The organism is Psychromonas saccharinae, assembly GCF_051201515.1.
Taxonomy (GTDB): Bacteria; Pseudomonadota; Gammaproteobacteria; order Enterobacterales; family Psychromonadaceae; genus Psychromonas.
In genome coordinates this window covers 1,815,854-1,829,751 of the sequence record NZ_CP195153.1, presented here as the reverse complement: position 1 = coordinate 1,829,751, position 13,898 = coordinate 1,815,854, and the positions used below count along the sequence as shown (strand labels likewise).

Below are 13,898 nucleotides of genomic sequence, written 5' to 3'. Positions count from 1 at the left end.
AGATTTTCGCTACGCTCTGTTAAATGAATACCAACCACAATTAAGTGGGGCTATAGCTCAGCTGGGAGAGCGCTTCGCTGGCAGCGAAGAGGTCTGCGGTTCGATCCCGCATAGCTCCACCACTTATTTTTTTTCATCTTCTCTATCAAGCTGATCATTTTTCGTAACCATCTCTTCTAGATCTAAAGCTAACGATGAAAAATCCTCATCATCTGTTTCATCAATTTCGGTAGTGAGATCTTTTAACTCTTTATCTGCAGAAATAATATCATCGCCATCTAATTCATTAATATCCATAGATAAATCTTCTAGTTCTAACGTTAATGAAGAAAGTTCATCATCTACTGCTTCAACATCTTTACTCGACTCTTCTAAATCGAATGTTAACGAAGCAAATTCATTACCATCAACGTCACCGATTTCCGTTGCCAAACCTGCTAAGCCTTTCTCTGCAGAAATAATAGCATCATCATCTAATTCATTAATTTCCTTAGATAAGCCTTCTAAATCTAAGGTTAGCGATGAAAATTCATCATCTTCTGCTTCAATATCTAAAACGGGCTCTTCAAGCTCTAAATCTAGCGATGGAAGTTCACTATCATCTTCTGCTTCAATATCCAAAACTGGCTCTTCAAGCTCTAAATCCAACGATGGAAGATCATCATTTATTGTTTCAATGTCTAACACCGGCTCTTCAAGCTCTAAATCTAGCGATGGCAATTCACTATCATCTATTGCTTCAGTATCTAAAGCCATCTCTTCAAGTTCTAAATCTAGCGATGGAAGTTCACTATCATCTACTGCTTCAATATCTAAAACGGGCTCTTCAAGCTCTAAATCCAACGATGGAAGTTCACTATCATCTTCTGTTTCAATATCTAAAGCCATCTCTTCAAGTTCTAAATCTAGCGATGGAAGTTCACTATCATCTTCAGCTTCAATACCTAAAGCCACCTCTTCAAGTTCTAAAACTGGCTCTTCAAGTTCTAAATCCAACGATGGAAGTTCACTATCGTTGACTTCACCTATTTCCATTACAGGCTCTTCTAAACCTAACGTTAGCGATGTAAATTTATCCTTAGCCGATTCTTCATTCTCTGATTCAAGTTCATCAATATCTAAAACGATTGGAGAGAAAGCATCAATATCCATCATCGAATCTTCGATTCCAATGGCGGCCCCTACAACTTCATTGTCGCCAACTTCTATATCTTCTTCTAACTCCAACGCTAACGGTGCAAATTCAGCACTATCGAGCGCGTCAATCTCAACATCATCTTCTTCAAATTCTAAAACTAATGGTACAGATTCATCACTATCAAGCTCTTCTGTCTCAGTGTCAGGATCATCAAGCCCAAAATCTACCGAAGAAAAATCTTCAAGATCCGTCACTGCTTCATCGGTTTCAACAACAGCCATAACATCGCTATTTTTGATTTCCTCAACTTCTGCATCAGCCTCTTCAATTTCTAACGTGTTCGCTGTTATGACTTCATCAACGTTTGCTTCAACATCTGTAACCGGATCATTAATTGCCAAATCAGTCAGTAAAACGTCAGTTTCTTCGCTTGCTGCTAAATCTTCTTCAGACTCCAACGTAATCGGCGCAATATCATCAACGCCACCTGTTTCAATATCCGTAACCTGCGATGCTATTTCTGTCGCAGCAATTGCCACGGCTTTATTAACGTCAAGTTGATTAGCCTCAAGATCTTGACCGATGCTTTCTTCATCTTCGACATCAAATCCAATTAGTGTTTTAGCATCGAAATATTCATCAATCGTAATTAAATTCTGTTCTTCCTGTATTTCACTGGAAATTAAAATATCTTTTCCCTTCGCAGAAAGTGTTAATGACTCTTGCTTTCCGGTGGGTTCATAATTAAACAACTCTGCGAAGGTCATGTATAACTTCACGGTTGCACTACTTTTTGACTGTTTAAGTAACTTAATATCAATAAGTCGACATTGCATAAACGGCAAACCAACAATTGTTTGCAAAGCTTCTTTTTCGCTTGGTGTTAATAACTCTTCTTCTTCATCAACATAATCCGTGCGGATCAACCCATCTTTATTTACCCATGAAATAAGCGTGCTATGTAAATTACAATTATATAATTCAACATATTCAGAATTGCTTATTTCGAATCGACCATGGTAAAAAGAAATATAATCAATGCAGCGGTTTTCTTTTTTGTTTAATTTTTTGACGTAATCATAAAATTTGAATACAGCTTGATAATTCTTAGTATTAAATTTTTTGACGGTTTCTGCGGGGTAATCTAACAGCATTTCATGTAACGCGGTTTCTATTGCTTTATTCAACACGTCTGCGTCTTCTAATAAAGCAATATTAATAGCAGGTAAAAGTTCAGGTTCTCCATAGGAGAAATTTTCAACAACTTGATAATATGCAACCGATTCATCGAGCTCGATTTCAATTAACATCGCACCATCAATGACTCGCCCGAGTTCGTTAACAGTAATCCCCTGCTTTAATAAATAATCTTTAAATCGTGCATCATCACTGATTTGATCAACTTTAATCAAAACAGGGGCACCGGTTTTCTCGATATTAAAAATGATTTGCAGATCCAATCCATCATTCTCAATATGAAAAGCCACTTCTTCATTCAATATTTGTTTTTTAGGTAAATCGTGAAAGGCAATACGTTGATCGGTACCATGTTGAATCGTTCCCTTATGGAATACATCAACATCTCCTTCAGGCGCCATCAATGCAGCTTCTATTTTGTAAACGAGTCCAAAGGAAATAGGCCAAATCAAAAATAGTTGCCATGGAATGGTAAAATCAACCAGTGGCGGCATTTTATACCAAATTGAAGCACCTGAAATAACAAAAACAGCCAACAAAGCAAAAACTTCCTTTGCTTGAATCACTGACTCTTGATAGTTCTTGATAAGATAAAATAACAACCAAATAAGACTAGATGCAACTGCAATCAATAATGCTTTAGTCAGGCTAACTGTAAAAACATCCTGAAATAAAAACGTTAATCCTACACCAGACAAAACACCAAATAAGGTCATTAAGGTAAGGTTATAATTTGTAGGTTCTTGTAAAGGTTCATTCATAAAATAGTTCGCACTCACCACATCAGTATTTTTTAGCTCGTAAAATTGTTACTAGATAAAAAATATACTCAAGGTTGATAATCAACACATTGAAATAGTTTATATAAAATAATGACATAGCTTATGTCATACGATAAATGATGAGTTTACCATCATTTTCAGGCATATCTACAAGCTTAATGTCACACAATTGAATCGATAAATCAGGTTAACATCAATAAATTCCTATGATTAAGCACAAACGTCTTATTCATAGGATATTTAGGTTATTATTTAACCTCTGTAAAACTAATTTGTTCGACAACTTGGTTGAGATCGCGATATAGATTAATAGCAACGTTTTCAGCTAAGGATAAATAAGGGGTGACTAATTGAGGATGTTCACTTTTAATCACTGTCGGTTGGCCTTGATCGGTATCCTCACGATAAGTTATATGGAGTGGTAACGCGCCTAGGAAAGGTAAGTCAAATTGTGCCGCCAATTTTTTACCACCGCCAGTACCAAAAATAGCCTCTTCATGTCCACATTGACTGCATTGGTAATAACTCATGTTCTCAATAACACCGGCAACATTAATGCCGACTTTATTAAACATGGTTACCCCTTTTTTCGCATCAATCAATGCAATATCCTGTGGGGTAGTGACAATCACGGCGCTGCTCACTGGCACACTTTGCGACATGGTTAATTGGATATCACCTGTACCTGGAGGCATATCGACAACAAGATAATCAAGTTCAGGCCAATCTGTTTCGTTTAATACTTGTCCTAAGGCTTTACTTGCCATTGGACCACGCCAAATCATGGCATCTTCTTCTTTAACTAAAAAACCAATACTGTTACACACAATTCCATGGGATTCTATTGGCGCCATAAGTTTGCCGTCTTTGCTTGAGGGCGTCGTATTTTTTACACCGAGCATTGTTGGAATAGAAGGCCCGTACATATCAGCATCTAACATGCCAACCTTGGCACCATTTTCCGAGAGCGCTAGTGCGAGATTGACACTTACCGTTGATTTACCAACACCACCTTTACCCGACGCAACAACAATAATATTTTTTATCTTCGCCATGGTCACTTTACTAGCATCACTTTGCATTGCCGCAACTTGATAAGAAACTTGCCATTTAACCGGTTTATCAAATATTGCTGATAATTGCGCTTCGCTTAGTGCTTGTAACTCAGCTAACCAATTAGGCGCATGAAATGGCAGCGTAAGTGTTACTAATGCATTTTCTGAATCAATCGCAATACCATTGTTTTGAGCTACTTTTTTGATTACCTGGGTTTTATCATTATCCGTTAAACAAGCAACCACCAATTCCATCTGTCTATTATTATCGAACACAATATTCTCCAGTTTTATCTAATGTAGCACCATAATACGTCAAGATGCGCTGTCAGCAAGAAAAATTATACGTTCAATATATCGTTACTCATTGATGCGACGAGTAAAAACACTAGGCAAAGTAATTATCATTATCAGTTAATAGGTATTTATAGCCCCCTTTTCTGTCATTTTATTTATTTATAAAGGACGATAAATAGCAATAACCCCCTAGGATGGTAATAAATACCTGTTTCCTGTGTCAGATAAGGGTGGGATTTTTTCCATATTTTGTTAGAATTATTCTCTTCTCAAAAATCTGCTAAAAATAATAGGAATAATAAATAAAATGGCAAATCAAGATCGAGACATCCTTGTAACATGCGCCCTTCCCTATGCTAATGGCCCCATCCATCTTGGGCACATGCTTGAACATGTCCAAGCTGACATTTGGGTTCGTTTCCAACGCTTACGTGGGAATAATATCCATTTTATTTGTGCTGATGATGCACATGGCACACCTATTATGCTTAAAGCGCAGGAAATGGGAATTAAACCAGAAGAGATGATTGCACAGATTAAAGCGTCTCATGAAAGTGACTTTAACGGTTTCAACATTAGTTTTGACCATTACCACAGTACACATAGTGAAGAAAACAAAGCAATCTCATCGAGCATTTATGTTGCGTTACGTGACAATGGCTACATCACTAGTAAAAGTATCTCGCAATTATTTGATCCTGAAAAAGAGATGTTTCTACCAGACCGTTTCGTAAAAGGTACTTGCCCAAAATGTAAATCAGAAGATCAATATGGTGATAACTGTGACGTTTGCGGCGCAACTTACAGCCCAACGGAAATGATTAATCCAAAATCTGCGGTATCGGGTGCAACGCCTATTATGAAAGATACCGAGCATTTCTTTTTCGATTTGCCACAGTTTGAAGATATGCTGAAAGAGTGGACTCATTCAGGTTCAATGCAAACTGAAATGGCTAATAAAGTGGGCGAATGGTTTGAATCTGGCTTAAAACAATGGGATATCACCCGTGATGCGCCTTATTTTGGGTTTGAAATTCCCGATGCACCCGGTAAATATTTCTATGTTTGGCTAGATGCACCGATTGGGTATATGGGGTGTTTTAAATATCTTTGTGATCGAAACGACAACCTAAACTTTGATGATTACTGGAAAAAAGACAGCACGACTGAGCTATACCACTTTATCGGTAAAGACATCGTGAACTTCCACAGCTTATTCTGGCCAGCCGTTTTAGAAGGTGCCGGATACCGTAAACCAACCGGTGTGAATGTGCATGGTTATGTCACGGTGAACGGCGCTAAAATGTCAAAATCCAAAGGGACATTTATCAAAGCCAGCACCTACCTTGATAATTTAGATCCTGAATGTTTACGTTATTACTACGCTGCTAAACTAACCAGTCGTATTGATGATCTTGATTTAAATCTAGAAGATTTCACTCAACGCGTAAATTCCGATGTGGTCAATAAATTAGTTAATTTAGCCTCTCGTACTGCCGGCTTTATTGCCAAAAAATACGACGGCCAATTATCGGATACAGTATCTGAGCCTGAACTCTATCAATCCTTTATTGACGCAGGTGAAAACATTGCAACACTGTTCGAGCAACGTGACTTTGCCCGTGCAATTCGTGAAATTATGGCACTGGCTGATGATGCTAACAAATACATCGATGATAAAGCACCTTGGGCATTAGCAAAACAAGAAGGCAAAGAAGTCGAAGTACAAGATATCTGTTCAATGGGGATTAATTTATTCCGAGTTCTGATGACATATCTCAAACCAGTTATGCCGAAACTAGCCGAGCGCAGTGAAGCATTCCTTAATGAAACATTAGTTTGGGACTCAATTAAAACACCACTGGCTGGACATAAAATCAACAAATTCAAAGCGTTATTCCAACGTATTGATCCGAAGCATGTTGAAGCCATGGTCGAAGCCTCAAAGGAAAGCATCGCAGCGGACAAAGCCGCTAAGGCAGTAAAAGCCGAAGCTGAGCAATCTGAACTTGATAAAGAACCCATTGCTGCTGAGATTGATTTTGATACCTTTGCAAAAACTGACCTGCGTGTCGCTTTAATTGCTAAAGCTGAAGCCGTGCCAAAAGCAAATAAACTACTTAAATTAACGCTCGATTTAGGGGGGGAAACGCGCACTGTCTTTGCTGGTATTAAATCCGCATACACACCAGAAGAACTTGAAGGAAAATTGACGGTAATGGTTGCTAACCTTGCACCACGTCAGATGAAATTTGGTTTGTCAGAAGGTATGGTATTAGCAGCAGGCCCTGGCGGTAAAGAAATTCATATATTAAACCCAGACGATGGGGCTAAACCAGGTCAACGTATTATGTAACAGACCGTTGCATTATAAATTTAAAAGCCGCTATTAAATATAATTTAACAGCGGCTTTTTATTATGTTCAATATAAGACGTTATTTAATACTCGAAGTCGTCGCCTAGCAATTCCTTAAGCAATTTTTGCTCTTTAAAGTCTTCAATACTACGGCGAGTTTGCACTTTACCGCGTCCTCGATGGTTTTGGTGATCTTTACGAGCATGAATGGAATTTTCTTCATCCCAATCATCTTCTATCTCGTATTGCCAATCATCCATGTCTATATTTCCACCATCTATATCTTGAGAATAACTGTTGCTTTTTCTCATGTTAACACTCCAAAAAAAACAATTTACGATTATCACTGTATGAAATCTACTGTTTGCATTGCAATAACGAGTCGCTTTCCAGTAACTGAATAATCGCTTCAAAATGAATTTTTGCAAAGTAAAAAAACACGATTTTTTAGTACTTTTTATTATAAAAAAATACGTCTTTATTGCATTTTTCACAAGCATGAACAATGTCTTGCCTTAGTTCACATTTTGATAATATATTGATCCGTTAGCACAAGAAAAATCAATAATTAACGTCATTAACCTTCAAAGAAAAATGCGAACTAAAACACATTATTTTTTCACTCTCAGTCATTTTTTTCTCACTAAAAATTATAATTAAACTATAGTTAATCAATAACCTACAAGATTTGCATGATTGATTAACTTTTAATCAGCATTAGACAGATCATAGTGACAGAAGGAGTTAAAATGGCTATTTCAATCACGTTAAATGAATATATCTCTCTACAGAATATACAGGCTGGCATTGCGCACTCATCGACTGCAATAAGTGAAACATCCCCCTCAATCTATTCACTCCATTTACCCACCGATGAAGTGGCAAAGGTGGTTATTTTACAAAACCAAACGGGACAATATGTCTTGGCAACATTACCCGAAAATACACCTTTGTTAATGAATGAAATAAACCAAACACTCGGTTCAGAGTTTCATTTAGTGAATGAATGGCTGCTTGATGATTTATCGCCAGAATATAACCAACATTCAATTCCAAGTATGGGCACTGCCTATAAAATGAAAATACTGCTTGATAATGCACTATTGACCGCCGACGAAATATTTATTACCGCCGATGATGCGCGCTATTTAATCCGTATTGACGATACATTATATGAAAAAATGGCAGCACTCATGCCAATGACAACGATTTGCGGCTCCGCTATCGGCAATCCGCAATTTGTTGAAACCCTCAGTCATAAATAGCACGCTATTTTATACGGCATCGACCTTCCAGAACCTTTTAATCATAAAGATTCTGAAGGGTTAAGACGTTCTATAGGGAGCAAATACGTCTAACGACCAATCAATAAATGCCTGCACCTTAAAAGGATAATTAGCCGATTTTGGGGTTAATAAGTAATAACTGTAAGGGCTAATAAATGACACTAAAAAAGGAATGACCAACGAGCCATCAGCCAATTGTTCTTCAATATGAAATCGCGGAATAAGCGCAACGCCCATACTACTTACTGCAGCTTGCTGAAGCATATAAAAATGAGCCATCCCAAACTTTCTTTCCGTTGATAATGTTAACCCTATCGCATCGGACCATAATTGCCACATTTGAGGACGTAATGTATGCCTTAATAGCACCATATTATTGAGATCCTCTAATGAGTCCATTTGCTTTGCAAGTTCAGGTGAACAGACTAAACATAAATCTTCATCCATTAATTTAGTTGCATTGACGTCCGTTGGTTTTTCAATAGCAGTACGGATAGCAATATCAGCATGGCACTGGGATAAATCCTCAGCATTATTACCAATTGATAAATCCACATAAAGTCCTGGATGCTGTAGTTTAAATTCTTCTAAATGCGGAATAAACCCGCCCAGACTTAAACTCGGTAAGACATTTATTGACAAACTTTGCGTATTTAAACGTTGCGACTGCATATCGCTAGTCGCATTTTTAATACCCTGTAAAGCAGCTTGAATATGCGGTAAATACAACTTTCCTTCATCGGTTAATTGTAACTTTCTATGCTGCCTAATAAATAACGGCATGCCTAAATACGCTTCCAATCCTTTAATCTGTTTGCTCACCGCACCATGTGTCACATGAAGCTCATTCGCAGCAAGGGTAAAACTTACATGTCGTGCAGCAGACTCGAAAATACGCAATGACTTTAAGGGAGGTAAATTTGAATACATAGGCAAACCCATCGTTGATATTTAAAATAATAGGTGAGAAAAACTCACACAAGCTGGAAGATATCTCTTTTGCACCCGCTATGCAAATCCGATTAAATACCTACCATTATAAAACCTGAGTGACTCACCTATGATCATCGAAATTCTCGGCGTTTCAACTGAACACGCTACCATCCTTTTTATTGTTGCTGTCTTAGCTGGATTTATCAATACCGTTGCCGGTGGTGGTGGCCTACTGAGTATCCCTGCTTTAATGTGGGTTGGCTTACCCCCAACGGTTGTACTCGGTACAAACAAATTACAAGCCTGTGGCGGTAGCTTCTCGGCTAGTTATTTCTTTGTTCGTAAAGGGATTGTTAATTTAAAAGAAATGAAACTCGCAATATTCTGCGCATTTACAGGTAGCATCCTAGGTACTATTGCGGTTCAACAAATTGATACTGCGATATTAAAGTCCATTATTCCATTTTTAATTCTAGGCATCGGCGCTTACTTTTTATTTTCTAAGAAAATTGCAGCAGAAGATAATAAACAAATAGTGGGTCCAACGTTGTTTGCCTTCATCATTGCGCTTTCCCTTGGTTTTTATGACGGGTTCTTTGGGCCGGGTGTCGGCAGTTTTCTTACACTCGCGTTTGTATCACTTGCAGGCCATAACTTAATTAAAGCAACTGCGCATGCAAAAGTACTTAACTTTTCGAGTAACATCGCGGCACTGATTAGCTTTGCAATTGCCGGTAAAGTGTTATGGATATTAGGGATTTCAATGTTAATTGGACAAGTTATTGGCGGTACATTGGGTTCTAAAATGGTGGTCACTAAGGGGGTTAAGTTTATTCGTCCATTAATGGTCACTATGTCAATAGCGATGAGTGCGAAGTTATTATTGTTAAGTTAAAAATAACCGCTATAAAATAGTTTTTTGGTACGCACAACACACCCTACTCGCACTTTTATAACGAGTATGTTGTGCGTACCATATTACTTTTATGAAGCAGCTCTGATTGCCGAAGTTAAATTAGTAAAATGATTTTCAATTCCCACTAAATCATAAAGACCGGCCCGATGTAGTTTACCTGCGACGCGCGCATTGGCACTCGACAACATCACCCGAACATTATGTTTATGTAAATCTTCAATAACTTCTTCTAATGTTTGTAAGCCAGTAACATCAATAAATGGTACCCATTTTAAACCAATAATTAATGTTTCGGGATAGGTATTTGTCCCCACTAATGCACGTTCGAAGTTTTCTACCGCAGCAAAGAAAAAAGGACCTTCAATAGTATAAACTAAAATATTATCGGGTAAATTATCGATACCACGTGCTGAAAGCTCTTCAGATACAACTGATTTTTCTGACTTTCTGACTTCTACACTGCCCGCCATTCTTCTAAGAAAATGTAAGGTTGCTAGGATAACCCCAATATTTACCGCAACAACAAGATCTGCAAATACAGTTAAACCAAAGGTAATTAATAATATCACCACATCGGCACGCGGTGCGCGTTTGACAATTTTGATAAAATGCTTCGCTTCACTCATATTCCAAGCAACAACAAACAAAATAGCAGCAAGTGTCGCCAATGGAATATTCACAGCAAGTGGTGCAAGTACAACGAGAATTAAGATAAGTGTAATTGAATGCACAATACCCGAAATAGGACTATTACCACCATTACGAATATTTGTTGCCGTTCTCGCAATGGCTCCTGTCGCAGCAAAACCACCAAAGAAAGGTGTGACAATATTCGCTAAACCTTGGCCGATTAATTCTTGATTTGAATCGTGACGCGTACCAGCCATACCATCGGCAACCACCGCTGATAATAAAGATTCAATCGCCCCTAACATTGCGATAGTAAATGCAGGACCAATCAAACTAATAATTTGTCCAGCAGTAATATCTGGTACAGAAAACTCAGGAAGTCCCTGTGGAATGCCACCAAAAGCAGAACCAATCGTACTCACACCATCAAATTGAAAAACATACTGAATAAGAGTAACAACCAACAAGGCAACCAGCGGTCCAGGTATCTTATCTATTTTTGGTATTTTGGCGCTAAATATTACCAACGCGAGTGATAACATTGCCAGCCCGGTTGTCGTCCAATTTAATTGCGGTAAAACTTGTAACAAATGAATAACTTTCTGATGAAAGTGTTCACCCGTTACAGCGGGTAATCCGAAAAAGTCTTTCCATTGGCCAACCCAAATGGTGACACCAATCCCCGAGGTAAAACCAATAATAACCGGATCTGGAATAAACTTAATCACGGAGCCCATTTTGGCAAGCCCCAAACACAGTAAAATAACCCCAGCCATAATAGTTGCAATCTGCAATCCAACAAACCCGTATTTTGCTGTTATGGCGGCGAGCACTACAATAAATGCGCCCGTTGGCCCCGCTATTTGTAAACGGCTACCACCGAATAAAGCAACCATCACACCGGCTACAATTGATGTATAAAGCCCCTGTTCAGGTTTAGCTCCAGAGGCAATTGCAAATGCCATCCCTAACGGCAGTGCAACAACACCAACAATCACCCCCGAAATTAAATTTCTTAGCCAATACTGTTTCTGTAAAAAACCTTTTTGCTTCGCGTCCCAAATTGCAAACATCGACTTTCCTGCCCTGTCCTATGCATAAAATGATCCGCGCATTATATTCCTATGAGCATTCCATCACTATAGTTTTATATTTTTATTTATAAAAAAAATACATAAATTGAAACGACAGTTTAGTTTTGTCAAAAATTAAGTACGGTACAGCACCTTAATAACATGCCAACCAAATTTAGTTTTCACTAATACTGGTGTAAGGATTTCTGCAGAGAAAACGGCTTTGTCGAATTGAGGCACCATTTGACCTCGTCTAAACTCGCCTAAATCGCCACCTTTTTTCCCCGTTGGGCAGGTAGAAAATTTCTTTGCGAGGGTTTGAAACTTTGCCCCTTTTTTTAATTGCGCAAGAATATCTTCTGCTTGTTCTTTATGTTTGACTAGAATATGAAGTGCTGCTGCGGTTTTTGCCATGATAGTATCCTTTATCAATAGTGGAAATAATGATAATTTTAACGTGCTGATAATAAGATAGCGAGACTAAACTAATAATAGTCGATGCAACTTGTTTATTATTCAATCAAATTAATAACTTAATTCACAATAAATATGGAGCTTCCATGAGCTATATTACCATTCCACTTATTATCTTTATTCTCTTTGTTGCACCGCTCTGGCTGATTCTTCATTATCGCAGTCGTAAACATATTACTAAGTCGCTGACTGAAGAAGACCAACAACAATTAGATAAGTTGTTAACACGTACCGAACAGTTACAACACCGAATTGTTTCCCTTGAAGAGATCTTAGATGCTGAAGTGCCGCAATGGAGACAAAAATGAATAAACCAAAAAAACAACTTTACCGAGATCCTAAAAATGGAAAAATTGCAGGTGTGTGTGCAGGCATAGCAGAATATTTTAATGCTGAAGCCTGGATTATTCGCGTTGTTTTTGTCTCCCTATTTCTCTTCTCTGCCGGACTTTTCGCAACTTTAGCGTACCTAGCTGCTTGTTTTATTCTGGATGAACTACCTGAAAAACGAGAATGGCAGCAAAGTGAATATCAGAAAAAAAATATAAAAAAGCGAGCTTGGCAAGCGGGTCAAACACCTAAAAAGATTTTAGAAGATATCGACAATGAATTAACCAAAGCAGAACGAGATGTCGAACAACTAGAAGGTTATGTCACCTCTTTTGCATTTAAAATGGCACGCGAGTTTAAATCTCGTTAGTTTTTTATTAATAATTACTTAGGGTTGCTATGTCCAATATTTTATTACTTGCCAATCTTAACTGTGATCGGGTTTTACAATTAGATAAACCTCTCCTTACCGGTGACCGACATCATTATAAAGATTTAGGCCGCCGCCTCGGTGGTGGAGGTGCGAATACCGGTATCGGATTAATTCTAGCGGGTCACCACGCCGCGTTAGTGAGTCAAATTGGTAATGATGATACTGCCGATTGGTTATTAGCCGAAGCCAGTTTACATGGGCTTGATTGCAGTTTGCTACAACGAAATAATTTAGTCACGCCAGAGTTATTGCTATTGATGACGCCCGACAAGGAACGCACCATTGTCCGTCCGGAACGCCCTTTATTTGAATTACAAAACCAACCTGACTTTTCACACTGGGATGCGTTATATATTAATTCGTCTGCAGTGAATGCCAGTGTCTGGGCAAATGCAGCGCTTCCACAGACACTCGTCGTTGCACAACTTGCAAAGGATGAACGAGCACGCCCTTGCCATGTTCTTATCACCTCAAAATCCGACCTAGAGCATCATCAGTTTACCAATAAAAGCGATGAATCCATTTGGGAATATGCGCATAGTATCGCAGGCCCTCAACTTCGCCATTTTATAGTAACCGACAGCGAACAAGGTGCAGTGGTATACGAACAAAATGTGTCGATTCATGTTCCCGCTATTCCATCAAGTGTCGTTGATACAACTGGCGCAGGCGATACCTTTGCAGCCGGAGTCATTGATGCATTACTTGCCGACAAACCGATTATTGAGGCGATTAATCAAGGTGCAAGATGGGCCGCAATTGCCGTGTCCACTCCAAGCTCAATACCGGGCAAAGAATTAAAAGCGCATATACTGATGTCATCTCAAGATGTAAAGCCAGCAAGTTAAGTTAGTGCCCTTTTGAATTGCGGCGATTAAACCTTACTGCTAACATGTTCGGTCACATGTTTCATATAATCCCGATAATATGGTTTGGGAGTTTCTACCAAGGCCCTGAAATCCTTGATTATGAATGCACAATATTAATAAAGGGAGAA

Annotated in this window: 12 protein-coding genes, 1 tRNA gene and 1 riboswitch; of the genes, 7 read left to right on the top strand and 6 right to left on the bottom strand. The window is 38.5% G+C overall.

What is annotated here, in order from left to right; genetic code table 11:
- Positions 1–46 precede the first annotated feature (46 nt).
- Positions 47–122: transfer RNA gene (locus ACR30L_RS08135), tRNA-Ala, on the top strand.
- Position 123: 1 nt separating this feature from the next.
- On the opposite strand, the gene ACR30L_RS08130 is transcribed toward ACR30L_RS08135, so the two are convergent.
- Positions 124–3,096 (bottom strand): hypothetical protein, encoded by a 2,973-nt coding sequence (locus tag ACR30L_RS08130; RefSeq protein WP_435237518.1) that lies wholly within the window; start codon positions 3,094–3,096, stop codon positions 124–126.
- A 269-nt stretch (positions 3,097–3,365) separates the two neighbouring features.
- A complete protein-coding gene (gene apbC, locus ACR30L_RS08125; RefSeq protein WP_435237889.1) occupies positions 3,366–4,451 on the bottom strand; it encodes an iron-sulfur cluster carrier protein ApbC in 1,086 nt (361 codons plus the stop codon).
- 325 nt (positions 4,452–4,776) lie between these two features.
- Between apbC and metG the strand changes: the two genes are divergently transcribed.
- Positions 4,777–6,825, top strand: a complete 2,049-nt coding sequence (gene metG, locus ACR30L_RS08120) for a methionine--tRNA ligase (protein ID WP_435237517.1) — start codon at positions 4,777–4,779, stop codon at positions 6,823–6,825.
- Positions 6,826–6,909: 84 nt separating this feature from the next.
- Here metG and ACR30L_RS08115 read toward each other — a convergent pair whose 3' ends face one another.
- Entirely contained in the window at positions 6,910–7,137 is a 228-nt protein-coding gene (locus tag ACR30L_RS08115; RefSeq protein ID WP_435237516.1) for a PA3496 family putative envelope integrity protein, read from the bottom strand.
- A 438-nt stretch (positions 7,138–7,575) separates the two neighbouring features.
- Between ACR30L_RS08115 and ACR30L_RS08110 the strand changes: the two genes are divergently transcribed.
- Positions 7,576–8,091 (top strand): YbaK/EbsC family protein, encoded by a 516-nt coding sequence (locus ACR30L_RS08110; protein ID WP_435237515.1) that lies wholly within the window; start codon positions 7,576–7,578, stop codon positions 8,089–8,091.
- A gap of 60 nt (positions 8,092–8,151) precedes the next feature.
- Here ACR30L_RS08110 and ACR30L_RS08105 read toward each other — a convergent pair whose 3' ends face one another.
- Positions 8,152–9,042 (bottom strand): LysR substrate-binding domain-containing protein, encoded by an 891-nt coding sequence (locus tag ACR30L_RS08105; protein ID WP_435237514.1) that lies wholly within the window; start codon positions 9,040–9,042, stop codon positions 8,152–8,154.
- A 130-nt stretch (positions 9,043–9,172) separates the two neighbouring features.
- Here ACR30L_RS08105 and ACR30L_RS08100 point away from each other — a divergent pair, with 130 nt between their 5' ends.
- On the top strand, positions 9,173–9,940 hold the full coding sequence (locus ACR30L_RS08100; protein ID WP_435237513.1) for a TSUP family transporter: 768 nt from the start codon (positions 9,173–9,175) through the stop codon (positions 9,938–9,940).
- An 89-nt stretch (positions 9,941–10,029) separates the two neighbouring features.
- Here ACR30L_RS08100 and ACR30L_RS08095 read toward each other — a convergent pair whose 3' ends face one another.
- Both ACR30L_RS08095 and ppiC read right to left on the bottom strand, forming a co-directional pair.
- Positions 10,030–11,664 (bottom strand): SulP family inorganic anion transporter, encoded by a 1,635-nt coding sequence (locus ACR30L_RS08095; protein ID WP_435237512.1) that lies wholly within the window; start codon positions 11,662–11,664, stop codon positions 10,030–10,032.
- A 135-nt stretch (positions 11,665–11,799) separates the two neighbouring features.
- The gene (gene ppiC, locus ACR30L_RS08090) at positions 11,800–12,078 is read right to left on the bottom strand and encodes a peptidylprolyl isomerase PpiC (RefSeq protein WP_435237511.1); all 279 of its coding nucleotides are present in this window, start codon (positions 12,076–12,078) and stop codon (positions 11,800–11,802) included.
- 146 nt (positions 12,079–12,224) lie between these two features.
- On the opposite strand from ppiC, the gene pspB reads away from it, so the two are divergent.
- Genes pspB through ACR30L_RS08075 form a run of 3 tightly spaced genes read left to right on the top strand, consistent with a single transcriptional unit; the run spans position 12,225 to position 13,749 of the window.
- Complete coding sequence (gene pspB, locus ACR30L_RS08085; RefSeq protein WP_435237510.1) at positions 12,225–12,446, top strand: envelope stress response membrane protein PspB; 222 nt, start codon at positions 12,225–12,227, stop codon at positions 12,444–12,446.
- Positions 12,443–12,838, top strand: a complete 396-nt coding sequence (pspC, locus tag ACR30L_RS08080; RefSeq protein WP_435237509.1) for an envelope stress response membrane protein PspC — start codon at positions 12,443–12,445, stop codon at positions 12,836–12,838. Before pspB ends, pspC begins: the two co-directional genes overlap by 4 nt.
- 29 nt (positions 12,839–12,867) lie before the next feature.
- A complete protein-coding gene (locus ACR30L_RS08075; protein ID WP_435237508.1) occupies positions 12,868–13,749 on the top strand; it encodes a PfkB family carbohydrate kinase in 882 nt (293 codons plus the stop codon).
- A gap of 41 nt (positions 13,750–13,790) precedes the next feature.
- A riboswitch (purine riboswitch) is annotated at positions 13,791–13,890 on the top strand.
- The last annotated feature ends 8 nt before the right edge of the window (positions 13,891–13,898 follow it).

Excerpts from the sequence above, each read along its gene's own strand:
- ACR30L_RS08075 (WP_435237508.1), top strand. The coding sequence starts at position 12,868 with ATGTCCAATATTTTATTACTTGCCAATCTTAACTGTGATCGGGTTTTA.
- pspC (WP_435237509.1), top strand. The coding sequence starts at position 12,443 with ATGAATAAACCAAAAAAACAACTTTACCGAGATCCTAAAAATGGAAAA.
- pspB (WP_435237510.1), top strand. The coding sequence starts at position 12,225 with ATGAGCTATATTACCATTCCACTTATTATCTTTATTCTCTTTGTTGCA.
- ppiC (WP_435237511.1), bottom strand. The coding sequence starts at position 12,078 with ATGGCAAAAACCGCAGCAGCACTTCATATTCTAGTCAAACATAAAGAA.
- ACR30L_RS08115 (WP_435237516.1), bottom strand. The coding sequence starts at position 7,137 with ATGAGAAAAAGCAACAGTTATTCTCAAGATATAGATGGTGGAAATATA.
- ACR30L_RS08105 (WP_435237514.1), bottom strand. The coding sequence starts at position 9,042 with ATGTATTCAAATTTACCTCCCTTAAAGTCATTGCGTATTTTCGAGTCT.
- ACR30L_RS08110 (WP_435237515.1), top strand. The coding sequence starts at position 7,576 with ATGGCTATTTCAATCACGTTAAATGAATATATCTCTCTACAGAATATA.
- ACR30L_RS08095 (WP_435237512.1), bottom strand. The coding sequence starts at position 11,664 with ATGTTTGCAATTTGGGACGCGAAGCAAAAAGGTTTTTTACAGAAACAG.
- metG (WP_435237517.1), top strand. The coding sequence starts at position 4,777 with ATGGCAAATCAAGATCGAGACATCCTTGTAACATGCGCCCTTCCCTAT.
- ACR30L_RS08100 (WP_435237513.1), top strand. The coding sequence starts at position 9,173 with ATGATCATCGAAATTCTCGGCGTTTCAACTGAACACGCTACCATCCTT.
- ACR30L_RS08130 (WP_435237518.1), bottom strand. The coding sequence starts at position 3,096 with ATGAATGAACCTTTACAAGAACCTACAAATTATAACCTTACCTTAATG.